24 protein-coding genes and 3 tRNA genes are annotated in these 25,435 nt (G+C 55.0%); 12 read left to right on the top strand and 15 right to left on the bottom strand.

Features of this window, described 5'->3' with window-relative positions:
- Window positions 1–338 precede the first annotated feature (338 nt).
- Entirely contained in the window at window positions 339–1,490 is a 1,152-nt protein-coding gene (fucO, locus tag J5069_RS11920) for a lactaldehyde reductase (RefSeq protein WP_264644086.1), read from the top strand.
- Between the two features lie 148 nt (window positions 1,491–1,638).
- Window positions 1,639–1,929: a DUF1435 domain-containing protein gene (locus tag J5069_RS11915; RefSeq protein ID WP_264644085.1), complete on the top strand. Its 291-nt coding sequence runs from the start codon at window positions 1,639–1,641 to the stop codon at window positions 1,927–1,929.
- Window positions 1,930–2,000: 71 nt separating this feature from the next.
- On the opposite strand, the gene J5069_RS11910 is transcribed toward J5069_RS11915, so the two are convergent.
- The 4 genes from J5069_RS11910 to J5069_RS11895 form a co-directional block, all read right to left on the bottom strand.
- A tRNA-Leu gene (locus J5069_RS11910) sits at window positions 2,001–2,087 on the bottom strand.
- Window positions 2,088–2,121: 34 nt separating this feature from the next.
- A tRNA-Leu gene (locus J5069_RS11905) sits at window positions 2,122–2,207 on the bottom strand.
- Between the two features lie 49 nt (window positions 2,208–2,256).
- Window positions 2,257–2,342: transfer RNA gene (locus J5069_RS11900), tRNA-Leu, on the bottom strand.
- Window positions 2,343–2,463: 121 nt separating this feature from the next.
- Window positions 2,464–3,360: a LysR family transcriptional regulator gene (locus J5069_RS11895; protein ID WP_264644084.1), complete on the bottom strand. Its 897-nt coding sequence runs from the start codon at window positions 3,358–3,360 to the stop codon at window positions 2,464–2,466.
- Between the two features lie 112 nt (window positions 3,361–3,472).
- Here J5069_RS11895 and J5069_RS11890 point away from each other — a divergent pair, with 112 nt between their 5' ends.
- The gene (locus J5069_RS11890) at window positions 3,473–4,471 is read left to right on the top strand and encodes an aldo/keto reductase (protein WP_264644083.1); all 999 of its coding nucleotides are present in this window, start codon (window positions 3,473–3,475) and stop codon (window positions 4,469–4,471) included.
- Window positions 4,472–4,539: 68 nt separating this feature from the next.
- Here the strand turns inward: J5069_RS11890 and rsmC are convergent, their stop codons facing one another.
- Window positions 4,540–5,586 carry a 16S rRNA (guanine(1207)-N(2))-methyltransferase RsmC gene (gene rsmC, locus J5069_RS11885; RefSeq protein WP_264644082.1) on the bottom strand — a complete coding sequence of 349 codons (1,047 nt, stop codon included), beginning with the start codon at window positions 5,584–5,586 and terminating at the stop codon, window positions 4,540–4,542.
- 243 nt (window positions 5,587–5,829) lie between these two features.
- Here rsmC and J5069_RS11880 point away from each other — a divergent pair, with 243 nt between their 5' ends.
- The 3 genes from J5069_RS11880 (at window position 5,830) to rimI (ending at window position 7,410) form a co-directional block, all read left to right on the top strand.
- On the top strand, window positions 5,830–6,375 hold the full coding sequence (locus J5069_RS11880) for a chorismate mutase (RefSeq protein ID WP_264644081.1): 546 nt from the start codon (window positions 5,830–5,832) through the stop codon (window positions 6,373–6,375).
- Window positions 6,376–6,537: 162 nt separating this feature from the next.
- On the top strand, window positions 6,538–6,954 hold the full coding sequence (locus J5069_RS11875) for a DNA polymerase III subunit psi (RefSeq protein ID WP_264644080.1): 417 nt from the start codon (window positions 6,538–6,540) through the stop codon (window positions 6,952–6,954).
- Window positions 6,955–6,969: 15 nt separating this feature from the next.
- Window positions 6,970–7,410: a ribosomal protein S18-alanine N-acetyltransferase gene (gene rimI, locus J5069_RS11870; RefSeq protein WP_264644079.1), complete on the top strand. Its 441-nt coding sequence runs from the start codon at window positions 6,970–6,972 to the stop codon at window positions 7,408–7,410.
- Between the two features lie 49 nt (window positions 7,411–7,459).
- Here the strand turns inward: rimI and J5069_RS11865 are convergent, their stop codons facing one another.
- The 3 genes from J5069_RS11865 to fhuD all read right to left on the bottom strand — a co-directional run bounded on the left by J5069_RS11865 (window position 7,460) and on the right by fhuD (window position 12,710).
- A complete protein-coding gene (locus tag J5069_RS11865; RefSeq protein ID WP_264644078.1) occupies window positions 7,460–9,727 on the bottom strand; it encodes a TonB-dependent receptor in 2,268 nt (755 codons plus the stop codon).
- 101 nt (window positions 9,728–9,828) lie between these two features.
- Entirely contained in the window at window positions 9,829–11,793 is a 1,965-nt protein-coding gene (gene fhuB, locus J5069_RS11860) for a Fe(3+)-hydroxamate ABC transporter permease FhuB (RefSeq protein ID WP_264644077.1), read from the bottom strand.
- Complete coding sequence (gene fhuD / locus J5069_RS11855; protein ID WP_264644076.1) at window positions 11,790–12,710, bottom strand: Fe(3+)-hydroxamate ABC transporter substrate-binding protein FhuD; 921 nt, start codon at window positions 12,708–12,710, stop codon at window positions 11,790–11,792. Before fhuD ends, fhuB begins: the two co-directional genes overlap by 4 nt.
- A 65-nt stretch (window positions 12,711–12,775) precedes the next feature.
- Here fhuD and fhuF point away from each other — a divergent pair, with 65 nt between their 5' ends.
- Window positions 12,776–13,522 (top strand): siderophore-iron reductase FhuF, encoded by a 747-nt coding sequence (gene fhuF, locus J5069_RS11850; protein WP_264644075.1) that lies wholly within the window; start codon window positions 12,776–12,778, stop codon window positions 13,520–13,522.
- Window positions 13,523–13,656: 134 nt separating this feature from the next.
- Window positions 13,657–14,136: a discoidin domain-containing protein gene (locus J5069_RS11845; protein WP_264644074.1), complete on the top strand. Its 480-nt coding sequence runs from the start codon at window positions 13,657–13,659 to the stop codon at window positions 14,134–14,136.
- A gap of 90 nt (window positions 14,137–14,226) precedes the next feature.
- On the opposite strand, the gene deoD is transcribed toward J5069_RS11845, so the two are convergent.
- From deoD to J5069_RS11820, 5 genes are all read right to left on the bottom strand, one after another.
- Window positions 14,227–14,946: a purine-nucleoside phosphorylase gene (deoD, locus tag J5069_RS11840; RefSeq protein WP_264644073.1), complete on the bottom strand. Its 720-nt coding sequence runs from the start codon at window positions 14,944–14,946 to the stop codon at window positions 14,227–14,229.
- Between the two features lie 50 nt (window positions 14,947–14,996).
- Window positions 14,997–16,220 (bottom strand): phosphopentomutase, encoded by a 1,224-nt coding sequence (gene deoB / locus J5069_RS11835; protein ID WP_264644072.1) that lies wholly within the window; start codon window positions 16,218–16,220, stop codon window positions 14,997–14,999.
- Between the two features lie 67 nt (window positions 16,221–16,287).
- Window positions 16,288–17,622 carry a thymidine phosphorylase gene (gene deoA / locus J5069_RS11830; RefSeq protein ID WP_264644071.1) on the bottom strand — a complete coding sequence of 445 codons (1,335 nt, stop codon included), beginning with the start codon at window positions 17,620–17,622 and terminating at the stop codon, window positions 16,288–16,290.
- Window positions 17,623–17,670: 48 nt separating this feature from the next.
- Window positions 17,671–18,450: a deoxyribose-phosphate aldolase gene (gene deoC / locus J5069_RS11825; protein WP_264644070.1), complete on the bottom strand. Its 780-nt coding sequence runs from the start codon at window positions 18,448–18,450 to the stop codon at window positions 17,671–17,673.
- Window positions 18,451–18,685: 235 nt separating this feature from the next.
- Window positions 18,686–20,212, bottom strand: coding sequence for a methyl-accepting chemotaxis protein (locus tag J5069_RS11820; protein WP_264644069.1), 1,527 nt, complete (start codon window positions 20,210–20,212; stop codon window positions 18,686–18,688).
- 290 nt (window positions 20,213–20,502) lie between these two features.
- Between J5069_RS11820 and J5069_RS11815 the strand changes: the two genes are divergently transcribed.
- Window positions 20,503–20,805 (top strand): GIY-YIG nuclease family protein, encoded by a 303-nt coding sequence (locus J5069_RS11815; protein WP_264644370.1) that lies wholly within the window; start codon window positions 20,503–20,505, stop codon window positions 20,803–20,805.
- Between the two features lie 204 nt (window positions 20,806–21,009).
- Here J5069_RS11815 and J5069_RS11810 read toward each other — a convergent pair whose 3' ends face one another.
- Together J5069_RS11810 and ubiT are read right to left on the bottom strand one after the other, a co-directional pair.
- Entirely contained in the window at window positions 21,010–21,519 is a 510-nt protein-coding gene (locus J5069_RS11810) for a GNAT family N-acetyltransferase (RefSeq protein ID WP_264644068.1), read from the bottom strand.
- Window positions 21,513–22,037 (bottom strand): ubiquinone anaerobic biosynthesis accessory factor UbiT, encoded by a 525-nt coding sequence (gene ubiT, locus J5069_RS11805; RefSeq protein ID WP_264644067.1) that lies wholly within the window; start codon window positions 22,035–22,037, stop codon window positions 21,513–21,515. Before ubiT ends, J5069_RS11810 begins: the two co-directional genes overlap by 7 nt.
- A 368-nt stretch (window positions 22,038–22,405) precedes the next feature.
- Here ubiT and ubiU point away from each other — a divergent pair, with 368 nt between their 5' ends.
- The 3 genes from ubiU (at window position 22,406) to J5069_RS11790 (ending at window position 25,434) form a co-directional block, all read left to right on the top strand.
- Entirely contained in the window at window positions 22,406–23,401 is a 996-nt protein-coding gene (gene ubiU / locus J5069_RS11800) for a ubiquinone anaerobic biosynthesis protein UbiU (protein ID WP_264644066.1), read from the top strand.
- A 25-nt stretch (window positions 23,402–23,426) separates the two neighbouring features.
- A complete protein-coding gene (locus J5069_RS11795; protein ID WP_264644065.1) occupies window positions 23,427–24,305 on the top strand; it encodes a U32 family peptidase in 879 nt (292 codons plus the stop codon).
- 97 nt (window positions 24,306–24,402) lie between these two features.
- Entirely contained in the window at window positions 24,403–25,434 is a 1,032-nt protein-coding gene (locus J5069_RS11790; RefSeq protein ID WP_264644064.1) for a luciferase-like monooxygenase, read from the top strand.
- The last annotated feature ends 1 nt before the right edge of the window (window position 25,435 follow it).

Raw genomic sequence — 25,435 nt, 5'->3', positions numbered from 1 at the left:
AAGGCAATTCCCCTGTCACGTATCCATACTGATTGAATGGGTAATATCTATTTATCAGCGATCCATCACGGTCTTTCCGTTGTTGATGGCATAGAAGCTAACGCTATGAAGATTAACGTTTCGCGCCTTGAGGGCGTTTCCCGCCCCGACCGCTTGCGCCACCCAACCCTTTTCAGCATCTATACCCTAAATAATTCGAGTTGCAGGAAGGCGGCAAACGAGGGAATCCCGATGAGCTTACTCAAGTAAGTGATTCGGGTAAGCGAGTGCAGCCAACACACCTGCAACTTGAAGTATGACGGGTATCTTAAAATCAAAATGTTATGGAGAATACGACGATGACCCAAAGAATGATCCTTAACGAAACCTCGTATTTTGGTGCGGGGGCGATTAACCATATCGTGGAAGAGATAACCCGACGTGGTTTCCACAAAGCGTTGGTGGTCACCGACAAAGACCTGGTGAAATATGGTGTGGTGAGTAAAGTCATCACCCTGCTCGATCAGGCGGGCCTGCCCTACGAGGTTTACGATGACGTGGTGCCTAACCCCACTATCCGCGTGGTGACCGCAGGCATTGAACGCTACAAGGCCGCGCAGGCCGATTATCTGATTGCCATTGGCGGCGGTTCACCGCAGGACACCTGTAAAGCGATTGGTATCATCATCAACAACCCGGAATATGCCGATGTACGCAGTCTGGAAGGCGTTGCGCCTACGCGCCGCCCCAGCGTACCGATTTTCGCCATCCCGACCACCGCAGGCACCGCTGCCGAGGTCACGATTAACTACGTGATCACCGATGAAGAAAAACGGCGCAAGTTCGTCTGCGTCGATCCGCACGACATTCCTATCGTCTCGTTTATCGATGCCAACATGATGGCTAGCATGCCCGCCTCACTGAAGGCGGCAACCGGCCTGGATGCCCTGACGCACGCGATTGAAGGCTTTACCACCAAAGGCGCATGGGAACTGACCGACATGCTACATCTGAAAGCTATCGAGATCATCAGCCGTTCGCTGCGCGATTCCGTTGCGGGCAATGCCGCAGGGGTGGAAGCGATGGCGCTGGGACAGTATGTCGCAGGCATGGGTTTCTCGAACGTGGGATTAGGATTAGTACACGGTATGGCGCACCCGCTGGGCGCTTTCTATGACACCCCGCACGGCGTAGCAAACGCGATCCTGCTGCCGCATATCATGGCATTCAACGCTGATTACACCGGCGACAAGTTCCGCCAAATCGCGGTAGCGATGGGCGTCGAGGGCGCACAACAGATGCCGATCGCCCAAGCGCGGGAAGCCGCCATTGCCGCCGTGAAGCAACTGTCTCAGGATGTGGATATCCCGGCACGTCTGCGTCAGGTGGGCATGAAGGAAGAGGATATTCCGGCGTTGGCGCAGGCTGCCTTCGACGACGTTTGCACTGGCGGCAACCCACGTGATGTCACACTGGAGCACATCAAGGCGCTATATCAGTCTATCTACTGATTCCCTCCCCCCGCAATTTCCCTCACTATTTCCCTGCCCCGGCATCGCTTGCCGGGGTTTACGCCCGCTCGTAAATGATATAAATTCACATATGATATTGGTTATCATTATCAATCATGAGTTTCATCATCCATAGAGGAGCGCAGCCATGCTGACCGCAATGATTACCGCATGCGGGTTATGGAGTGCCAGCTGGTGTCTGGGTAAACGCCTGAGCAGTGCCTGGGGCATTCTGCTGCCTGCCGCACTGATGCCGTTGCTTGCGCTGCTCGATCTTCAACTCAACAGTTGGAAGCTGATTGTAGCGATTGCGCTGCTGGCGACCGCCGTCATGCTGTTCCATCCTCGCTTGCGTCATTACCTGCTGCTGCCTTCCTGCGTCGCGCTGGCTGGCGGATTAAGCGCATTGGTAGTGGCTTTTCAAACGACGTGGCCGTAACGGGCAAACAGCACCGGGAAAACGTGTTGATCAGTACAAGAGAATAAAAAGAAGGGAAAAGCATTGAGAAATGGTGCGAAGAAGAGGGACTTGAACCCTCACGTCCAAAGGACACTAACACCTGAAGCTAGCGCGTCTACCAATTCCGCCACCTTCGCACTGGGTACTGCTCTGTTGTTTGCCACGCACACATGGTGCGAAGAGAGGGACTTGAACCCTCACGTCCAAAGGACACTAACACCTGAAGCTAGCGCGTCTACCAATTCCGCCACCTTCGCAGATGCTATGCGAGACAAACCGTTGTGTTGATAACACATGTGGTGATGTTGGTGCGAAGAGAGGGACTTGAACCCTCACGTCCGAAGGACACTAACACCTGAAGCTAGCGCGTCTACCAATTCCGCCACCTTCGCAACGCCGTCACACGATCTGCATCGTGCCACCACGGGGGCGAATTCTAGAGATTTTCTCAACAACGTCAATGATTATTTCCGCTTGGGCGCTGGGTTTGCTGCAAAAATCGTCATATTGGCCTTATAACGGACGCGCGAAGCACTCCCGCAGCCAATCGATAAACACGCTGACGCGCGGAGCAAGGAAATGCCCGGCAGGGTACATGATATACAACGGCATATCCGGTGGCGGCATCTCAGGCAGAATCTCCACCAGTTCGCCGCTTTCCAGCCAGTGTCGCACGCCATAGCGCGGAGACTGGATCAGCCCCAACCCGGCGCGACAGGCTGCCACGTAGACATCCGCCCCGCTGACATCAATCTGACTGTGTAGGGTACGCTGCTCGCACACCCCCTGCGACATAAAATCCAGCGGATAGTGGCGGGTGGTACGCTGAGAGAAATAGCCTACCGCCTGGTGTGTGGCTAAATCATCCAGCGTTTGCGGCATACCATAGCGCTTAATATAGGCTGCGGAGGCGCAGGTTACCTGCTCCAACGCGGGCAGATGGCGCGCAATCAACGACTCATCTTCCACCTGCCAGGCGCGCAGTACGCAGTCTACGCCTTCGCGCAGCACATCAATCGCTGCATCATTGGCGCTCAGGCACAGCGTAATCTCGGGGTAGCGCTGATAAAACTGCGGCAGTGCGGGAATCACAATCTCGCGCGCCAGCGAGTGCGGCATATCGACGCGAATTCGCCCGGAAGGACGCAATTTCTGGCGTGAGAACAACGTATCCGTTTCGTCTATTTCCGCCAGCAACCGCAGGCAGCGCTGGTAGTAAATCTCGCCTTCAGCCGTCACCTGTACCTGACGCGTGGTGCGCAGCAACAACCGGACACCAAGGCGAGCCTCGAGCCGTTTGATGGTATGGCTGACGGTGGCACGCGGCAAATTCAGTTTTTCGGCTGCCCGACTGAAATTGCCCAGTTCGATAATTCGCACAAAGGTACGCATCGCCTGAATATGGTCCATCAACACCGCCATTGTTGGTGATTTTTGAACAGTGTTGCACATTATCCGCCATTTATCTTTATTCCCTGAACAATCACACTGCGTCCATCTTACGAGCGAGGGAGAACACACAATGCAACAACGTCAACTTGGCAAAACGGGACCGCTGGTTTCCAACATCGGGCTTGGCTGCATGGGCATGAGTGATTTTTACTCGACCGCGCAGGATGAAAAAGAGGCGATCGCCACGCTGCACCGCGCACTGGAACTGGGCGTTACCCTGCTGGATACCGCCGATATGTACGGCCCGCACACCAATGAAGCGTTGGTCGGGCGCGCCATCAAAGGCAAACGTCAACAGGTGGTGCTTGCCACCAAATTCGGGATAATGCGCGATCCGAGCAACCCGCATGCTCGCGGTGTCTGTGGTCGCCCGGATTACGTGCGTCAGGCGGTCGAAGGCAGCCTGAAGCGTCTCGGCGTGGATGAGATCGACCTTTACTATCAGCACCGCGTCGATCCGAGCGTACCGATTGAAGAAACCGTCGGTGCATTGAGCGATTTGGTCAGCGCAGGCAAGATCCGCTATATCGGATTAAGTGAAGCGCCGGTTTCGTTGCTGGAGCGAGCGCACCGCGAACACCCGATTACCGCACTGCAAACGGAATATTCGCTCTGGACGCGCGATGTGGAAGCGGAGATCCTCCCGGCGTGTCGTCGGTTGGGTATTGGTTTTGTGCCCTATAGCCCGCTTGGGCGTGGCTTTCTGAGCGGTACGTTACGCAGCCCGGAAGATTTGGCACCGGACGATTTCCGTCGCAGCAACCCGCGCTTTATGGGGGACAACTTTGCCAAAAACCTGGCGCTGGTTGAGCAGGTAGAAAAACTGGCGCAGGTGAAAGGCGTCACCCCTTCGCAGTTGGCGCTGGCATGGGTGTTGGCGCAGGGTGATGATATCGTGCCGATTCCGGGCACCAAACGCCGCCGCTATCTGGAAGAGAATATCGCCGCGCTGGATGTTCAGCTAACACCAGAGGAACTGGCAGCGATTGAAGCCATCTTCCCGTTCGCGGCCGCCGCGGGCGATCGTTACGGCACGGAGAGCATGGCTACCATTAACAATCTCCGCTAACAGCGCGTTACACTCAATACCAGTAGCAAAATTGCGGGCCTCGGAGTATCAACGAGGCCCGCACACGGTTAGCGCGCAGCCGGTTTGGCATGCTTGCTGGCGCGCGTTAATGTGGCCTGATACACCTTGAAGCGTCCGGTTTGCGCCAGCACTTCGTGATTACCGAAAGTGGCATCCAGCAAGGCCGGATAAGGCAGGAAGGCGTTAGCGACAATGCGTAACTGTCCGCCGATATTCAAATGCTTGGGCGCTTCGCGAATCAGACGATCGGCCGCACTCAGGCTGGTTTGCAAACCATCATGAAACGGTGGGTTGGAAACGATCAGGTCAAAACGCCCGGCGATATCCGAATAGACATCGCTGGCAATCACATCACCTTCCAATTCGTTTAACGCAAGCGTGGCACGGCTGGTCAGCAACGCCGCCGCATTGACATCGCTCAGCGTCAAACGCAGTTTAGGCGACTGTTTTGCCAACACCGCCGCCACCACACCACTGCCGCTGGCGATATCCAGCACCTTGCCTTTCATGTGCGGCTCGAAGGTGGATAACAGCAGCGCACTGCCGACATCGAGACCATCACGGCTAAAGACGCCGGGCAAGGTCGCAACCGGCACATCCTCAACGTAGTAACTGTCTTTCCAGTCATCGAGGTTAAACTCAGCGGCAGCCTCTAATTGACCATGATAAAGCCCACAGCGCCGCGCGCTGTCAATTTTGGTCATGGTGGCAAAGCCTTCAAGGATGCCTTCCGCGCTGCGCACACCGCTGCGGTTCTCACCCACCACAAAAATCTCGCTGCCCACGGCAAGATGCGACAGCAGGTCGGCGAGCTGGAACTGCGCTTCCTGTTTGCTCTTCGGCCAGTAGTAAATCAGGGTATCGCAGGCAGCCACCTGCTCAGCATCCACCAGCAAGCCAAACTGCGCGTTGTCGCCCATGGTTTTGTTCAGCGGCAGCCAATGGTGATATTGCGTGAGATGCACGTGCACCTCCGCCGCGTCAAACTGCGCTGGTAACGTGTCTTGAATGTCGCCGGCAAACAGCACGCGGCGTGAAATAAATTCGTCACTGTGGCGCAGTATCACTTCACTGGCGGGGGTTAATGCTGACATCAGGTGTTCGCTCCTCAAAAATAGAACGGCGATTATACCCTAAATTATCCCGGTTGCAGGGGCGCAAAAGGCAACAATGCAAACACAGTTCAGTCGCCAGCCTTGAAGGTGACGCGCTGGTACACGAGATCGCTCTCTATTAAGCCAGCGTTTATCAACGCGTTTTGCTAACCCGCTATTATTCCCAGCGTTGGAGTCTGCATCGAAGACATATATCCCCCTTACAGCAAAAGGTGACGTTAAATGTTTAGTAAAGTGTCAGCAGGATCGCTACTTTTGGCCGGACTGTTTTTTTCTGAAACCGCACTGGCCTCACCCACCCAATGCGGCGATCTGGCCTCATTGATTAACCAGCGTTTGTCTTACATGAAGGATGTGGCGGGATATAAAGCAGAAAAACACCTTGCCATTGAAGACGTGCCGCAGGAAGTCAACGTGTTGGCCAATTCAGTCGCGGTGGCAGAAAAGCTGGGCTTGCACGGCGAGTCAGTAAAACCGTTTATTCAGGCGCAAATGGATGCCGCTAAAGCCATCCAATATCGTTATCGCGCTGACTGGCTGTCTGTTGCAGAAAATAACTGGCGACCGGATCCACTGCCACAGGTCAGATCAAAAATAAGCGGGTTGAACACCGACATTCTCTCTTGTATTAATGCAACCCTGCTCCAAGGCGAACGATTCACCAACAAAACCGCCTTTCTCCGTGTGCTTGACCAGGCTAACTTAAAGGAGAGCGACAAAGCGCGCATATGGTACTCATTGCAACAAATCACCTTGAAGAGCCCCTAACCTAAGGGCTTTTATTTTCCACTGCGATAGGTTTGAAAAATACGGTATTGGCCATTAGCGCTATTAAAGGGGAAAACGCTGCTGCGGTTCACTTTATTGGCGCATCCGTATCAGGTTTGTTAGCATAGCGCGGCTATCATGGCGAACAGAGCATCGGAAATTATGGCACCAAGACGCGATTGGCTTTTACAACAGATGGGGATTACGCAGTGGACGTTACGTCGCCCCACGGTGTTGCAGGGCGAAATTGCCGTTACCCTGCCGACACAAACGCGTCTGGTGATTGTCGCCGCCCCGCTCCCTGCCTCCCATGACCCCTTGATTGGCGATGTGCTGCACAGTTTGTCACTGCGCCCGGAACAGGTGTATCCGCTCACGCCGGAACAGATTGCCATGCTGCCCGCCTCGACACATTGTCATACCTGGTGCCTGGGAGTTGATGTGCCGCCCGCATGGACGGGTGTGCAATTGAGTAGTCCAACGCTGGACGAGTTGTATGCCAACCCCAGTGCCAAACGCGCCCTGTGGCAACAAATCAGTGAACATCTTCCCTTGCTGGCAGCCTCAGAGGCCCATTAATTCAGGTTGTTTATCATGCACGTTATTTCTCCCCTCACGGCCCACGATTTGCCTGCCGCCTTTGCCATTGAAAAGGCTAGCCACGCTTTTCCGTGGACGGAAAGCACCTTTACCAGTAATCAGGGTGAACGCTACCTGAACCTGAAATTAACGCTCGACGACACGCTGGTGGCGTTTGCCATTACCCAGGTGGTGCTGGATGAAGCGACGTTGTTCAATATTGCCGTTCATCCCACCCACCAACGGCAAGGCCACGGTCGGCATCTGCTGGAACAGTTGATTGAAACGCTGGAGGCGCGCGGCATTACTACGCTGTGGTTGGAAGTTCGCGCATCCAACGCCAACGCCATCGCCCTGTATGAACAGTTAGGGTTTAACGAAGTGTCACTAAGGCGCAACTACTACCCGGCAGCTAACGGGCGCGAAGATGCGGTGATCATGGCATTGCCGCTGTAAACCATAACGCGCCTGCGCCAGTTAACCCTGACAACAGGCGCGGTCAGTATTAGAAATCCACGGATACCGAAAGTTTCAGCGAGCGCGGATCGCCCTGTGTCACATAGATGCCGGTATCATCCACCGATGCCCAATATTTTTCGTTAGTGACGTTCTCGACGTTGGCACGCCATATCAGCGTATGATCGTTGAGTGGCGTACTGTAGCGCACGCCCAGATCCAATCGCGTCCACGGCTTCAGTTTTAACGTATTGGCTTCGTTGGCGTACTGTGAACCGTAACGCAACACGGTGCCAGACAGCGTCAAGCCTTCCACCGAAGGGATATCATATTCACTGCCAAACACCAACTGGTAACCGGGTGTACCCACCACGTCATTGCCGTCGTTGGCACCTTTGTAGGTTTTGGTCAGCGTGGCATCCAGCCAGGTAGCGCTGCCGTTGAGGCGCAGACCGTACATCGGCTCACCAAACACATTCAGTTCCACGCCGCGATTACGCTGCTCGCCGTTCAGGCCGTAGAGTTTTGTATTATCATCGATAGCACCGTTTGGCCGTTTGATCTCGTAAACCGCCAGCGAGCCACCTACACGCTGATAATCAAATTTAACCCCAACTTCATTTTGCTTAGCAACGTAGATACCTGAAATCTGTCCTGCGTTTAACACTCCGCTCGTCGTCGGGGCTTTCGTGCCCGGCTGCAACGCCTCAATATGGTTGGCATAGAGTGAAACGTGTTCCCACGGTTTTACCACCACGCCGTATACCGGGCTCACCTTGGTGCGATCGAAACGCCCCCCGGTGCCGCTCTCAATTCCCGAGTATCCATAATTGCGCACCAGGATCTCCTGACGGCGCAGCCCAGCGGTAAAGCGCACGCTGTCATCCAGCACCGAGAGCGTATCTGACAGCGCCAGCCCCCAGTTTTGCATGCGGTTGCGTATTTTCGGTGAGTCCATACGCCCCCCAAACCCTGTGGGGGTTGTCGCAGGGAAATCCACTACTGGCGTGTTATAGATATTCGTGGCGTAGTCATACTTGGACATGGTGAACGCCACTTTGGTCTTGGTATGGATACCCGAATAACCCAAGTTGACTTCGTGCTTGACCGGACCGGTATCAAAATTACCGCGAATGCCCGCCAACGAGGCGGTGTTCTGGGCAATATAAACTGAGCTTAAGCGCCCCAGTTCAGCGTTACCGTTACCGACCAGTGTCAATTTCGGCGTGCTGTAATTACCAATCTCTTCGGTGTTGCTTAGGCCAAGGCCAGAATAGAGCGTCCAACGATTATCCAGATCGTACTCGCCGCGCAGCATCCCGAAGCGGGATTTCATATCGCTATAGACCCAGCGCTGGCTGTAGTTGTGGGTATTGCTTGGTGGTTCTGGAATCGCTTGTAGCCCCACAGCCGAAACGTTAATCCCCAGACGGCCACCGTGCAGATACTGGTGCTGGTAGCCCGCATCCAGCGAGGAACGGAAACGATCGCCACGATAATCCAGCCCGACAGCGGCCAATGAAACCCGCTTGCGCTGATCGTCAATCGCGGCTTCACCTTCCCGGTGCAGCAGGTTAACGCGCACGCCAAAGCGGTTATCGTCGCCGAAACGTCGCCCGATATCGAGCGCGCCCCCAACCTGTGAGGAAGAGGTGTAGTCGACCGTGGCGCGCGTTAGCGGCACATCATCAGCGTGTTTGGGCTCGACATTCACCGCACCGCCCACGCCGCTGCCACCGGCGGAAACACCGTTAAGAAACGCGTTGGACCCTTTCAGGATCTCAACCCGGTCAATCATATTGGTGGAAACAATCTGACGCGGCATCAAGCCAAACAGGCCGCCCATGGTGATGTCATCACCGTCCAGTTTAAAGCCGCGAATACGGTAGGCTTCGGCGAAGTTGCCGTAGCCGCGTACGCTTTGCACCGAGGCATCATTCTTGACCACATCGCCCAGGGTTTGCGCCTGCTGTGATTCAATCATTCTGCTGGTATAGCTGACGACGTTGAACGGCACATCGCGCGCGTTTTGCTGACCGAGGAAACCGACGCGTCCGCCGTTGGCGATCTGTCCATCCAGATAAGCGGGCACCAACTGATCGCCACCGGCACGGAAGTTATCTTCCGGTTTGGCAATCACCGTCATGGTATCTTTGCTGTTTGCGCTATCGCCAGGAGAGGTCGGTTGTGCTGCTGCGCTTGCAGCCACTGAGGAGGTGTCCTGCGCCAAAATCGGCAATGCTATCGTGCCACAAAACGCCCCGATGAGCACCGCAAGCCGGGTTGGCTTGCGTGCTATATGAATTAACGCTGTCATTCTTATCCCTTAATTGCAAATGTAAATCATTATTATTCTGCTTCGCAATTATGCGAATTCGATTTACAAATGCAAGCGGCGATACGGTTTACTTTCCGCACTCAGGCAGAATGTTGCCGACGTAACAGCAGGATAAAATACGGAGCCCCTATGAATGTCGCTAACAGACCGGCGGGAATTTGATAAGGAAAAATCAATACGCGCCCCAGCCAATCGGCAATCAGCATCAGCATGCCGCCCAGCAGCGAAGCGATAACGATCTGTTGCAATGCGCGGCGAAACCCGAGAAAACGGGCAAGATGGGGAGCCATCAGGCCAACAAAACTCAGCGGACCGATCACCAATGTCGCGGTGGCAACCAATCCTGCCGCCAGCAGTAAAATCAACATACGCGCAGGACGCAGTGCAACCCCAACGGACTGGGCCACGCTTGCGCCCAACGGCATGATGGCAATCCAACGGCGAATCAGCGGGGTGGCGCTCAGCAATACCAGCGCAATAAGCGCCGAAATGTACGCCTGCTGCGGGCTGACCTTATAGGTTGAACCGGCCAGCCAGGCTAATAGCGATCCGGTGCGCGGATCGCCACTCGCCAGAATAAAGGTCAGCAGGGTAGAAAATACGGTGCTCAAGGCAATCCCCACCAGCAAAAGGCGGCTGGAAGAATAACCGCCACGGTTTGCCAGCAGCATGATCAGCAGCAGCGTGCCACCCGCGCCAGCACTGCCGGCCAGCCAACGCCACGATGACACATCCCCCGGAACCAGTAACAGCAGCAGAACCACGCCAAAAGCAGCGCCCGAGGTAACCCCCAAGACTTCCGGGCTGGCCATTGGATTCCCGGTCAGCTTCTGCATCAAGGTTCCCGCAACAGCAAGCATCGCACCGGCCGAAAGCGCAGCAACCACGCGCGGCCAGCGCCATTGCCACATCTCATACAACGACCAGTCCCAGCCGTTTTGATCCTGCCCGCTGCCCAGCGCGATCAGCAACAGAAGCAGCAGCAACGCAGCGTAAAGGGCCAATAGCGGCGTGCTCAGCGCACGTTCACGCACGGATTGGCGAACGGTGTCCACCGCAGGCACATTCACATGGCGCAGGTGTGGCAGTAACCACAGCATGACCGGCGCGCCCACCAGCGCGGTCGCAACCCCCGTCGGCACCTCGCGCCAGTAGCGCGCGAGCAGAATAATACATTGATCGCTGATCGCCAGCAGCAGTGCCCCCACCAGCATCGCCAACGCCAGTTGCGGCCCTAACCTTCTGGCACCCAACATGCGTGCCAATAGCGGAGCAAACAGACCAATAAATCCGATCACACCCGCTACGCTAACCAGCATGGCGCTGAGCACCATGGCAATACCCAATCCGGCAATACGCGCCACCGTCAGGTTTACCCCCAGACTGCGGATAACCGCATCGTCCAATGCCAGCATCGCCAACGGACGGATCATGAGCAACACGATAACCAGGCCGATCAGCATGCGGGGCCAGAGGAACGAAACGGCGCTCCAGTCATACTGATTGAGCATACCGCTGCCCCACAGGAACAGGCTTTGCAAGCGTTCATGGTTGAACAGCGTCAGTAAGCTTTTCACCGCACCACAATACAGCCCCACCACCAATCCGGCGAGAATCAGGGTAATGGGCGACATGCGCCGTCCCGATGCCACACCAAACACAATGGCACCCGCCCCTACAGCCCCGACGATAGTGGCTAACTGTCGCGTGGTTTCCCCTCCTGGCAACGCCCACAGCGTTGCCAGTGCCAACCCTAATTGCGCCCCGGCGGAAACGCCGAGCGTCGCAGGCTCCGCCAGCGGGTTACGCAAAATTTGCTGAAACAAGACGCCAACCAGCCCCAGCGAGGCACCGACCAGCAGAGACAGCACGGTCCGTGGTAGCAGGCTGAAATGAAACAGCATCTGGCTGGCATCTTGCCCGTCCGGGCTCCATACGCTGTGCCACCACAGAGGTGCCGGTACCAGTTGACTAAAATTCACGCCAGTCAGCCCAATCGCCACCAACGCCAACGCAGATAACCACAGCAGGCCAAAGGTTCTCATGCCTTCGGCTCCAATGCCTGCGCCAGAAGCCGCGCAAAGCGTAACGCCGAGAACGTGGCGCCATAAAACCAGACCGCAGGCAAGGTCTGCCAGCGATTGTCCCGAACAAAGGGCATCATGCGCCACAGCGCTGACTGGGACACCGCATCCAGCAGTGCGGTATCGCCCTGAACAAAGAACAGTGCCTGCACCTCTTCATAACGCACCAGACGCTCAATGCCCACTACGGCGCTCCCCCAAAAGTTGGTTTCTTCCTGCCAGGCATTGGTTAAACCGAGCCGAGTGAGCACGTTGTTAAACAAGCTGTTATTGCCCATAACCAGCGCACGGCGGCTATCAAGCAGTGAGAACAGCAGCAAAGGACGGGGCGAATAAGCACGAAGACGTTGTGCCAGGGTGTCCAGTTCACGATCAAACTCGAGCAGATGCTGCTCGGCAATACGAGTCAGGTTCAACCGCTGGCCGAGCAAAAGCAGATCGCGCCGGGCTGCATCAAGCGGTTGGTGCTGCGCATCGCGGAAACCCGAAGCGAAGCACGGTGCCAAACGGGTCAGTGGTTCAATATCGGGCCCAAAACCCTGTGACACCAAAAACAGAGAGGGGTTGAGGCGTTGCAACAACTCCATGTTGGGTTCATTGCGCAGCCCGACATCAATCACACGGTCAGACAACGCAGGCTCGACCACCCAGCGGTGATAATTGCCCTTCTCCGCCACGGCAAGCGGCGTAATGCCGAGCGCCATCAACAGCTCCACCGGCCGCCACTCCAGCGCAATAATCCGCTCGAGACTGACAATAGGATCAGACGCCGAGACAAAGCCCGACGTGAACCAGGGAGAGAGCGCGGCCAGTTTCAATAAATGACGGCGAGAAAAGGGACCCGATAAGCCAATCATGAGAAAAGTAATTATTATCATTCCAATTTTGCGTCGTATTATGCAAAATCCTCCTTCTGTTGCCAATGCCCACCAGCGGAGTCGGTGTGAATAGCCATGGCCTAGAACCACAACATGCCGAAATCAGACGCGCGATAGAAACGCGTTTTTCGCTCTCTGCGCCTGACGGCGCCACGCTCTTTCCCACTACGCTGCTGCAAGCGCCGCTAACAGCGGAAGTTCCATCATGGCTGCACACGCTGACCCAAGGGCAGCCAGAGCAGGCGATTCCCTACCTGATGTCCAGATGGTCGCAGTGGTATTTTGCGTTACTGGTTGCACCCTGGGTCTATATTCACCTGCGCCATCAGTGGCAACTCCCTTACCGTTTGGCGGACATTGCTTATGTGCAGAGTGAACAAGGTACGCCACAGCGTTTTGTCCTCTCCTCGCTCGGCAGTCCGGTTGCGGATCGCCAGTGGCAGGCTTTTTTACCGCTGATTGATGAACACATCGCTCCCGTATGCCAACAGCTCTCCGCGCTCTCCGGGCTGAGTGCAACACTGTTTTGGAATAATGCTGGGGTGCGTTTTTACCAGGGAATGAATCTGGCGGCACAAGAGGGCGTTGACGTGCAGCACGCCGCAGATTTACTCGATAGAGCAGAGCTGGCCAATGGCGAAAAAAATCGCCTATATCAACCGATTCGTTTACGTACCCTTCCCTCCGGTGAGCAAAAAAAGGAGCGGCGACATTGCTGCCTGATTTATCGTCTGGAAGGCGGGGCGCTGTGCCCGAGTTGTCCGCGTCTGCGCGCAGAAAACAGCAAGCGCGCAACGCGCGTGAAGGTGTGACAACATTTTGCTGCTGCACTAATCGCAATAACGCGACGCGGCTAACTGAAATGGCATTTCTTTTTTTTCATACTCTCATTTCACATTAACGCAATGGATCTGCGTTCCGTTATCCCTGTGAATGAGGTAAAAAAATGAAAAAATACGCTCTGGTCACTGCCTGTGTGTTCGGGCTGTTCTCACTCTCTGCTACCGCCGCGCAAGTCACCAATGTTACCGCTTCCGGCTATGACGCCGATAAGGGCCATACCCCGGCCAACATTGCTGATGGCAACAACAAAACGCGCTGGGCGGTAAACGGTGAAGGTTGGGTGCAGTTGGAACTCGATAAGGCACAATCCATTGAAAACTTTGTCTTGGTGCCGTTCAAAGCGGAAGAGCGCAAGCTGAAGTTCTCTGTATCCTATTCCGCCGATGGTAAGAGCTGGACCAAACTGGCTGATAATCTGGTCACCTCTAACGATGCCAAAGACGGTGAGAAATTCACCTTCCCGGCTATCAACGCGCGTTTTATCAAGCTGGATACGTTTGGCACCGATACCAATAAATGGAGTGCCATCAACGAAGTGACATTTAACAGTGCGGCACAAGTCCCTAGCCGGGCCATTAAATAAGTCCGTGTTGTCCTAACCCTGTTGTGCTGATAAGAAAAAGCCCCGGCAAATATTTTGACGGGGCTTTTTTATAAATGCATACAGGCCAGACTAGCGACGATCGCCCAACAGCACTGACTCCAGCGCAATAGTGATCATGTCGTTAAACGCGGTTTGGCGTTCGTGCGACGTGGTCTGTTCACCGGTGCGAATATGGTCAGAGACGGTGCAAATGGCCAGCGCCTTGGCACCAAATTCGGCCGCAACGCCATAAATCCCCGCCGCTTCCATCTCTACGCCGAGAATGCCGTATTTTTCCATCACGTCGAACATCTGCGGATCTGGCGTGTAGAACAGGTCAGCAGAAAACAGGTTGCCTACCCGAACGGTGATGCCTTTATCCTGAGCCGCATCAACCGCGTTACGCACCAGTTCGAAATCGGCGATGGCGGCAAAGTCATGATCTTTAAAGCGCAGACGGTTTACTTTTGAATCCGTACAGGCACCCATACCAATCACCACGTCATACAGCTTCACGTCCTCGCGTACCGCACCGCAGGAGCCAACGCGGATAATGGTTTTCACATCATATTCGGTGATCAGTTCTTTGGTGTAGATAGAGCAGGATGGAATACCCATACCGTGCCCCATCACCGAAATCGCGCGCCCTTTGTAGCTGCCGGTGTAGCCCAGCATGCCGCGCACATTATTGACTTCACGGGCATTTTCCAAAAAGGTTTCGGCAATGTACTTCGCACGCAGCGGGTCGCCCGGCATCAGTACAACATCGGCAAAATCCCCTTTTTCCGCATTGATATGTGGCGTTGCCATTCTTTGATTCCTTATAGAGTACGTCGTGTGAATTCAGTAAGTGCCGGCGATCACAGCATCGAGGTGCCGTAGTCCATGTCGGACACGCCAAAATAGTGCGCTACGGTTTGCCCGACATCGGCAAACGTGGTGCGGTGCCCGCGTGAACCCGGCGTCACCGTCGGCCCATAGATCAAAACCGGCACATGTTCACGGGTATGATCGGTGCCCGGCCAGGTAGGATCGCATCCGTGATCGGCGGTCAGGATCAGAATATCGCCCTGTTTGACCCGCTCCAGCATCTCCGGCAGGCGGCGATCGAACAGTTCCAGCGCCGCTGCGTAGCCCGCAACGTCACGTCGGTGACCATAGGAAGAGTCAAAATCAACGAAATTGGTAAAGACAATGGTATCGTCGCCTGCGGCGTCCATCTCTTTCAGCGTGGCATCAAACAACGCATCAATACCGGTCGCTTTGACCTTTTTAGTGATCCCTACCTGGGCATAGATATCGGCAATCTTGCCCACGGAAACCACCTGCCCGTCTTTTTCATCCACCAGTTTTTTCAGTACGGTAGGTGCAGGCGGTTCGACGGCCAAATCGTGACGGTTGCCAGTGCGCTGGAAATTTTCCGGCTTGTCACCAATAAAGGGGCGAGCGATAACACGCCCAATGTTGTAGCCCCCATCGGTAAGCGCCTCGCGCGCGATTTCGCACAGCTCATACAACCGGTCCAGCCCGAAAGTCTCTTCGTGACAGGCGATTTGGAACACAGAATCGGCCGAGGTATAGAAAATCGGCTTCCCGGTTTTCATGTGCTCTTCGCCCAGTTGCTCGAGGATAACGGTGCCGGAAGAGTGGCAATTGCCCAGATAACCCGGCAGGTTGGCGCGTTCCACCAGCAAATCCAGCAGTGGCTGCGGGAAGCTGTTTTCATGATCGCTGAAATAGCCCCAATCGAACAATACCGGTACCCCGGCCAGTTCCCAGTGGCCCGACGGCGTGTCTTTACCGGAGGAAATTTCACTGGCGTGCGCATACGCACCGATGATGTCGGCTTGCGCATCCAACCCCGCAGGGAAATGCCCGGTAGAGGCTTCTGCCGCCTTGCCCAGCCCCAAACGGGTTAAATTCGGCAGGTTAAGCGGCCCATTGCGGCCTTGATTGGCCTTGCCCTCGGCGCAGGCTTGCGCAATGTGACCAAGGGTATCGGAACCGGCATCGCCAAAACGCGCCGCATCTGCGCTGCTGCCGATGCCGAATGAATCCAGAACCATAATAAATGCACGTTTCATTGTTTTCTCTCATCTTTCGTAAGCGGCGTTTGCGTTGCTCGCCGTTGCCCAAGCCGGTGACTCGGTGTTAATCAGCCTGATCGGCACCGATACAGCGATAAATCATCGGCATTGCTATTGGCGGTTCATCACCCATGCTGATGGCGGCTCGAACCGCCTGCGCCGCCTCTTGCCATGCGGCTTCACTGTTGGCATGAATCACCGCCAGAGGACGCTCTGCATCCACGCTATCGCCCAGGCTGACCACGGCATCCAACCCGACGCTGTGATCGATAGTGTCCCCCGCCTGACGACGCCCGCCGCCTAACGCGACCACCGCCATGCCAAGCGCCCGGGTGTCCATCGCGGTAACGACACCGCTGCGGGCGGCAAACACCGGTTTACTGAGCACGGCTACCGGTAAATAAGCGTCCATCTGCTCGACAAAATCCGTTGGTCCGCCCTGTGCTGCCACCATACGACCGAATACTTCAGCGGCACGTCCATTATCCAGCACAGCTTGCAGACGCTGGCGCGCCACATCAGGATTTTCTGCCAGACGGCCAGCCAGCAACATCTCAATGCAAAGCGACATGGTAACATCATACAGCCGGGAATTACGGTGCTCACCCGTTAAAAACCGAACTGCTTCACGGACTTCCAACGCATTACCGGCACTCGACGCCAGCACCTGATTCATGTCGGTTAACAGCGCCGTGGTGCGGCACCCCGCCCGGTTTGCCACGCTGACGATGGATTGCGCCAGCTGTTCCGACAGCGCGTAAGTGGGCATAAAGGCACCCGATCCCACTTTGACATCCATCACCAACGCATCCAGCCCTTCCGCCAGCTTTTTACACAGTATTGAGGCGGTGATCAATGGGATAGAGTCGACCGTCGCGGTGATATCACGCGTGGCGTAAAAACGCTTATCGGCAGGTGCCAGAGAGCGGGTTTGCCCGATGATCGCTACGCCGACCTGACGGATGATGTCGCGGAACTGCTCGTCTTCGGGGAAGATGTTGAGGCCAGGAATCGACTCCAGCTTGTCCAGCGTTCCGCCCGTGTGACCCAAACCGCGCCCGGATATCATCGGCACATAGCCGCCGCACGCCGCCACCATCGGCCCCAGCATCAGGGAGGTGACATCGCCGACGCCGCCCGTCGAGTGCTTATCCACCAGTGGACCATTCAGGTTGAGATCGCCCCAGTGTAATCGGCTGCCCGAATCGCGCATCGCCAGCGTCAGCGCCACGCGTTCATCCATGGTCATATCGCGAAAACAGATGGCCATCGCCAGCGCGGCGATCTGCCCCTCTGAGACGCTGTTATCGCATATCCCATTGATGAAAAAACGAATTTCATCTTCGCTCAGCGTCTTGCCATCACGCTTGTTACGAATGATTTCCTGAGTCAGAAACACAGCCATGCCTCCCGATCAAACTGCCGTTATGCACCACGCCATCAATAATCAATAGCCCGACGACGAGGGAGCGCCCTTCTGCCCCAACGTAGTAAGGAGATCGCCTAACAGGCCGGATGCGCCAAAGCGGAAGTGGCGGGCATCGGCCCAGCCTTCGCCCATGATGTCATCAGCCAGTTTCAGGTAAATCGCTGCATCCTGTGCGGTGCGCACACCGCCTGCGGCTTTGAAGCCCACGCGGTCGCCGACGTTTTTATCATGGAGGGTTTGCAGCATGATTTCAGCGCTGTGCGGCGTGGCGTTAACCGCCACCTTCCCCGTGGAGGTTTTAATAAAATCGGCACCAGCGTCGATGGCAATTTCACTCGCCTGACGAATCAAGGCATCGGTTTTCAACTCGCCGCTTTCAATAATCACTTTCAGCACCACGCCAGCCTTCTGGCACAGCGTGTGGCAGGCGGCCACCAGCGTATGACCGGTTTCCGTGTCCCCAGCCATTAACGCGCGATAGGGAAACACCACGTCCACTTCATCGGCACCGTAGGCTATCGCCGCCAGGGTTTCCGCGCAGGCGATATCGATATCATCACCGCCCTCTGGGAAGTTGGTTACGGTCGCAATGCGGATCTCTGGCGTGCCCTGCTCACGCAGGGTTTTACGCGCCAGAGGGATAAAACGGGGATAAATACAGATGGCGGCCGTGTTTCCTGCCGCGCTACGCGCCTGCTGACAAAGTGCGACCACCCGCGCTGGTGTGTCGTCGTCGTTCAGAGTGGTCAAATCCATTAGCCCCAGCGCACGTTGCGCTACAGCAGTTAAGTCAGTCATAGCAATATCCTGTATGTTATGGTTTTTCACGCTTTATTGTGAGAATAATAACAAAAAAAAAGTTTAATGTAATTTAAACAACATTAATGCGGTGAGGGTCACCCTTCCACCATGCTGTTCTATCAGTATAAGACGGGAGGAGAGATAGCGACGTGCCGTAGGCTATTAACCTAAGCGGCGAGGATATTGTGACGGGTTGGAGAGAAACACATCCATGTGTTTCACGTGATGACAATCAGATACGGAATGCGCCGACGGCCATACTGAGCTCTTCGGCACGCTCGGCCAGTGAACTCGCCGCAGCAGCGGATTCATTCACCAATGCGGCGTTCTGCTGTGTGACCGTCTCCATTTGCGAAATCGCCGTATTGATTTGCCCAATCCCTAAACTTTGTTCGTGGCTGGCGGTGGAGATTTCGGTCACCAGTGAGGCCACTTGCTTAATCTCCGTCACCACCTCTTGAATGGCGTTACCCGCATTCCTGACGACATGGCGGCCTTGACTCACTTGTTCAACCGAGGCGTTGATAAGCTCATTAATCTCTTTAGCCGCACTGGCGCTGCGCTGTGCCAGCGATCGCACCTCTCCGGCCACCACGGCAAAACCACGCCCTTGTTCACCGGCTCTCGCCGCTTCTACCGCGGCGTTAAGTGCCAGAATATTGGTTTGAAAAGAGATACCTTCGATAACGTTAATGATGCTGGTGATTTTCTCTGATGAGGCCACCATCAGTTCCATCGCGGCGGTCACATCCACCATCATGTCCCCTCCCTTGACGGCCTGCTGAGAGGCGGAAACCGCCAGTTGGCTGGCATGTGCCGCATTGGTCGCATTCAACGTCACCGACGATGTGATTTGCTCCATTGAAGCGGCCGTCTCTTCCAAAGAGCTGGCCTGTTGCTCGGTGCGAGAGGAGAGATCGATATTACCGCTGCTAATCTGGCCGGATGCCGTGGCAATGATATCGGCATTGCGGTGAACGCGCTCAACGATGCCGGTCAGGTTCAGCATCATCTCTTGTAATGCTGTCTGAAGCTGCCCCATTTCATCACGCGACGTGATCTCTACCTGATGGGTAAGATCGCCATTCGCGACTTTCCTTGCCAATTCCACCGCATGTTTGATAGGAACCGCAATCGACATAATCAATCGCCAGCCGGAAAGCGCCACAATCAACACCCCAGCTAAAAATATCATCACTACGATGGATAATATCCGACTAAAATCATTTTGAGATTCAGAATACAGTGTACTGCCGACGTCAGACTGGAGCTTGATAAGCTGGTCGATAACCCGTTGCAGCGGCAAATACTCTTTTTTAAGCGAATGATTAATAATATCTTCCAACTTATCTTTGTCATTGTTCTTTATGGCATTGATAGCAGAAATAATAACGTTCTGATGATAGGCTTCACGTAATACTGCATATTTTTCAAACAGCGTTTTCTCTTCGCCAGTCAGATAGGTATTGCTGTAGAGCGTCCACTGTTGGTTATAGGATTTAAGTGCATTCTCAATCTGGCTGAGCGCATTGCTGAGGTTATCTGGCTGAGCCAGATCAACGCTGGCAATTTCAAACATCACGCTGTCCGTCTGGCGAGTGACATTAGCCAGATACCCCAAAGCAACCAACCTGTCGTTATACAGGGTTTTCATCGACTGATTAACGTTATTAATACCCGACAGTCCTATTACCGTGACGACACCCAGTAGCAATGCCATCAACGTCATGACTGAAATCAATTTTAATTTAATGCTCATAGAAAAATCCCTGGATAGAAGATTTATCAGCATATCGATCCTTAGATTAAAGTATTCATGTCCTCTCAAAAAAAATTTTAAAAACGATGAAAGACCCAATGAGATATATTTACTTCTTATGCCATTTCAAAAGGGGGCTGTTCATACTAAAAAGGAAGCGCATATCGTTATATTATCAATGTAAGTAAAGTTATCGTTACATCAAAGACCTAGAAAATATAAGGTTTTTTGAATTCAGCGCTTCGGGCTACACTGCCATTATCATGACTGATAAAGATGCCTCCTTAACCATGACAGACGCCTCACGCCCCCAGTGGCAACTCTATATGCTGCGCACCGCTAACGGCGCGCTTTATACCGGCATCACACGCGATGTAACGCGCAGAGTGGCACAGCATCAGGGTGGAAAAGGCGCAAAGGCACTGCGAGGAAAAGGCGAACTGACGTTGGTGTATCACTGTGACGTGGGGGATCACACCACGGCGTTACGGTTGGAATACCGCCTGAAGCAGCTGAGCAAGCAGCAAAAAGAGAGGCTGGTACGCGACCAGCCTACGGCGCTCTCTGACTATATACGCCTTGATATCCCCTGAAGCGCTCAGGGGATATACCCGTCATACTTCAAGTTGCAGGTGTGTTGGCTGCACTCACTCACCCGAATCACTTACTTGAGTAAGCTCATCGGGATTAATGAATCTCATCCCTGAGATTCACCCTGCGGGCCAGCGCAAGCGCTGTTCAAATCTGTTCCAGACAGATTTGTCACTCATTTGCCGCCTTCCTGCAACTCGAATTATTTAAGGTATAAAAAGTTGGAAGGGCGCGGCGTAATCCACAGTGCCACTCACGCCTTCAAAATGGTTATCGGAAAGCGGGTACATCTGGAAGGCATCGTCGCTATCGGGCCAGCGGCAACATAACTGCTGCTCCCGGGCAGGCACAAAGCCAAAACGGGCATAATAAGCGGGAGAGCCGAGCACCACCACGGCGGTGTAGCCAAACTCGTTTAACGCATCCAGCCCTTCGTAAACCAGTTTTTCCCCCCACCCTTGACGGCGCAGCGTTTCATCCACCGCCAGCGGCCCCAAAGCGACCCACTGCCGGTCTTCCTCTGCGATGGTTACCGGGCTAAAAGCAACGTATCCCATCACCACGCCTTCGTCATCCGTCGCGACAACGCCAAGCGTTAACAGCCCGTCTTCCCGCAGTTGATGAACCAGCTCGGCCTCTGCCGAGGTGGGAAACGCACGACGCAGCAACGCATCAATACCCGCTGCATCTACCGGAATTTCCACCCGTACTAACATGTGGTGGGTGCGCGATCGTCAGCGTGCATCGCGCCCTCGTGTAATCCCGCCTCAATAAAATCGGCCAAACGCAGCAGGCCAATACGCAACGGCGCTGGCATGGCATCCAGATCGATAGAATCCATCAGGTTTTTAACGTACAGACCCAACTCGGTATCGCCTTCAATACGCAAGCGACGCTGGAAAAACAGCGTATCGGGATCTTCACGGCGCGCAGCGATCAGCACCAGATCGTTGGCTTCGGCGCTGAAGCTGACATCTTCCACTTCATGCTGGCTCACCACCAGACGATCGTCTCGCAAGGTAACGAACCAGGTCAGCCCGACATCGCGGACTTCCACTTTCAGCCAGCGTTCTGTCAGAAATGACAGCTCGCCTTCATCCAGCGCCTGTTGAAACTGCCAGCGCAGCACCCGTTCCAACACCTGCCGCTGTAGGGCAAATGGGGTAAACTTCAGAGGCTTACCTAACAAGCCCGGACCTTGACGCACAATCTGTGCCCGTAGTTTTTCCAACACTGACGTACCCCTTATAAAGCAAACCGTTCAATGCAAGCTACTCACCCGCTGAACGCATAGTCCGCTCAGGCCATGCGTACCGCAGGCGCTGCTTTTCTCATCACGCTATTTTGCCACAGCCCGGTAAAGCAGACGCGATACCGGGTCAATAATTTCATTATTATGCACGGAAATCTCGGTAATGCTGCAAGCAATCCCTATTCATTACACGATAAGCTGGCCTAAATCAAAGTCCTGCACCAGCGGGTTAATTAAGATTCCCTAACGTTAAAGAAGGGTTATGCGTTGATATTCTCATTTTCCGCATGTCCCCGTCCTGCATCAGCCCTGACATGACATCAGGCAGCCTGATGAATGAGGAAACCCGTATGGAATTACTGTGTCCCGCAGGGAACCTGCCCGCACTGAAAGCGGCAATTGATAACGGTGCCGACGCCGTTTACATCGGGCTAAAAGACGATACCAACGCCCGCCACTTTGCCGGGTTGAACTTCACGGACAAGAAGTTGCAGGAGGCGAGCGATTATGTGCATCGCCATCAGCGCAAATTGCATATCGCTATCAATACCTTCGCCCACCCAAACGGCTATCAACGCTGGGAGCGCGCTGTCGATATGGCCGCCAACATGGGTGCCGATGCGTTGATCCTGGCCGACCTTGCCATGCTTGAGTATGCCGCAGAGCGCTATCCGCATATTGAACGGCACGTCTCTGTACAAGCATCTGCGACTAACGAAGAGGCAATTCGTTTTTATCAGCGCCATTTTGCGGTTCACCGCATCGTACTGCCTCGCGTGTTGTCGATCCATCAGGTCAAACAATTGGCGCGTACCAGCCCGGTGCCGCTGGAAGTGTTTGCCTTCGGCAGCCTGTGCATCATGGCAGAAGGCCGCTGTTACCTCTCCTCCTACCTGACCGGGGAATCCCCCAATACCGTAGGTGCCTGTTCGCCCGCCCGTTTTGTGCGCTGGCAGCAAACCGAAAAAGGGATGGAATCGCGCTTGAACAATGTCCTGATCGACAGATATCAGGACGATGAAAATGCCGGTTATCCTACGCTGTGCAAAGGTCGCTATCTGGTTGGCGGTGAGCGTTACCACGCCCTGGAAGAACCCACTAGCCTGAATACGCTGGAGTTACTGCCGGACCTGCTGGCAGCCAATATTGCCTCGGTAAAAATCGAAGGACGCCAGCGCAGCCCGGCCTACGTCAGCCAAATCACCCGCGTCTGGCGACAAGCCATTGACCGTTGCCTCGCCTCCCCCAGCACTTTCACCCCGAGTGCGGAGTGGATGTCAGCGCTCGGAGCAGTGGCGGAAGGCACGCAAACCACGCTGGGTGCGTACCACCGTAAATGGCAATAAGCGGCAGGTGAGAGAAGAGAACACTATGAAATATGCGTTAGGTGCCATCCTCTACTATTGGCAAAAAACGGATGTGGAAGCCTTTTATCAGGCAGCCAGCCAGAGCAGCGCCGATATTATCTATCTGGGTGAAACGGTGTGCAGCAAGCGACGCGCCATCAAAGTGGGCGACTGGCTCGATCTGGCGAAACAGCTCGCTGCCAGCGGCAAGCAGATCGTTTTGTCCTCGTTGGCGTTGATTCAGGCCCCTTCAGAACTGAGCGAATTGAAACGCTATGTGGAGAACGGCGAGTTCCTGCTGGAAGCCAACGATCTCGGCGCGGTGAACATGGCGGCGGACCGCCATTTACCGTTTGTCGCGGGTCATGCGCTCAACTGCTACAACGCCCACACGCTGCGCCTGTTGCATAAGCAAGGGATGATGCGCTGGTGCATGCCGGTAGAGCTTTCCCGCGACTGGCTGAGCGATCTGCTCGACCAATGCGATGCGCTCGGTTTTCGCCATCAGTTCGAGGTAGAAGTGCTGGGCTACGGACACTTACCGCTGGCTTATTCGGCGCGCTGTTTCACCGCTCGCTCAGAAAACCGCGCCAAGGATGAGTGCGAAACCTGCTGCATCAAGTACCCGCAGGGACGCGCCATGCTGTCGCAGGAAAACCAACAGGTGTTTGTGCTCAACGGTATCCAGACCATGAGCGGCTATTGCTATAACCTCGGCAACGAACTGGCATCGATGAAAGGCCTGGTAGATATCGTCCGCCTGTCACCGCAATCGCTGGATACACTGGCTCTGGTCGATAACTTTCGGGCTAACGAGCGCGGGCAGGCACCACTGGCCCTGACGCAAGATGCCGATTGTAACGGCTACTGGCGACGCGTTGCCGGTCTGGAATTGGTGTCCTGATAGGCGACGGGCGGCTCGCCGCCCGATCGCCCGTTTTGAATATAAAAATGTGCGAACGTGCGCAATACTGTGAAAAAAACACAGTGAGCCTGCCGCAATGTCAACGAATAATCAAACCGCCCTGTTTTCTCACGATATCCCATTTTCCGTTTTGGATTTAGCGCCGATCCCACAAGGGGCAACGCCGAGAGACGCGTTTCATCACTCGCTCGATCTGGCGCAGCACGCGGAAAAATGGGGCTACCACCGTTATTGGTTAGCCGAACATCACAACATGACCGGTATTGCCAGCGCCGCAACCTCGGTGCTGATCGGCTATCTTGCGTCCGGCACAGAGCGTATCCGGCTAGGATCCGGTGGCGTCATGCTGCCAAACCACTCCCCGCTGGTGATCGCCGAGCAGTTCGGCACGCTGGAATCACTCTACCCCGGACGTATCGATTTGGGTCTGGGACGTGCGCCGGGCACCGATCAACGCACCATGATGGCCCTGCGTCGCCACCAGAATGCGGAAATCGACGATTTCCCCCGCGATGTACAGGAATTACAACGCTATTTTTCCGATGCTCAGCCAGACCAAGCGGTGCGCGCCGTGCCGGGCCAAGGCTTGCAGGTGCCTCTCTGGCTGTTGGGCTCCAGTCTCTACAGCGCGCAGTTAGCGGCGGCATTGGGTTTACCGTTCGCCTTCGCCGCGCATTTCGCCCCGGATATGTTGCTTCAGGCGATGGCGCTGTACCGGGAGAAATTCAAACCCTCTGCTACGCTGAACAAGCCCTATGCCATGGTGTGCGTGAATGTCATTGCGGCTGAAAGTGAACGCGATGCGCGTTTCTTGTTCACTTCGGTCCAACAGCAGTTTCTGAATTTACGTCGCGGACAACCCGGACCGCTGCCCGCGCCAGTGCAAGATATGGAATCACTCTGGTCTCCAGCCGAACAGTTTGGCGTGGATCAAGCGCTGCGTTTGGCGATCGTGGGTGACAACAGTAAAGTGCAGCACGGCTTGCGTAGCCTGCTGCGAGAGACAAAAGCAGATGAGATCATGATCAACGGACAGATTTTTGATCATCAAGCGCGAAAAGACTCTTTCGAGCGGATCATGCAGATACGTCAGGCGGTGATCGGCTAGC

This window comes from Candidatus Symbiopectobacterium sp. NZEC127 (genome assembly GCF_025962675.1).
Classification (GTDB): Bacteria; Pseudomonadota; Gammaproteobacteria; order Enterobacterales; family Enterobacteriaceae; genus Symbiopectobacterium.
Note: the sequence above shows the minus strand (reverse complement) of the source record. Positions and strands in the feature narration are given on the sequence as shown.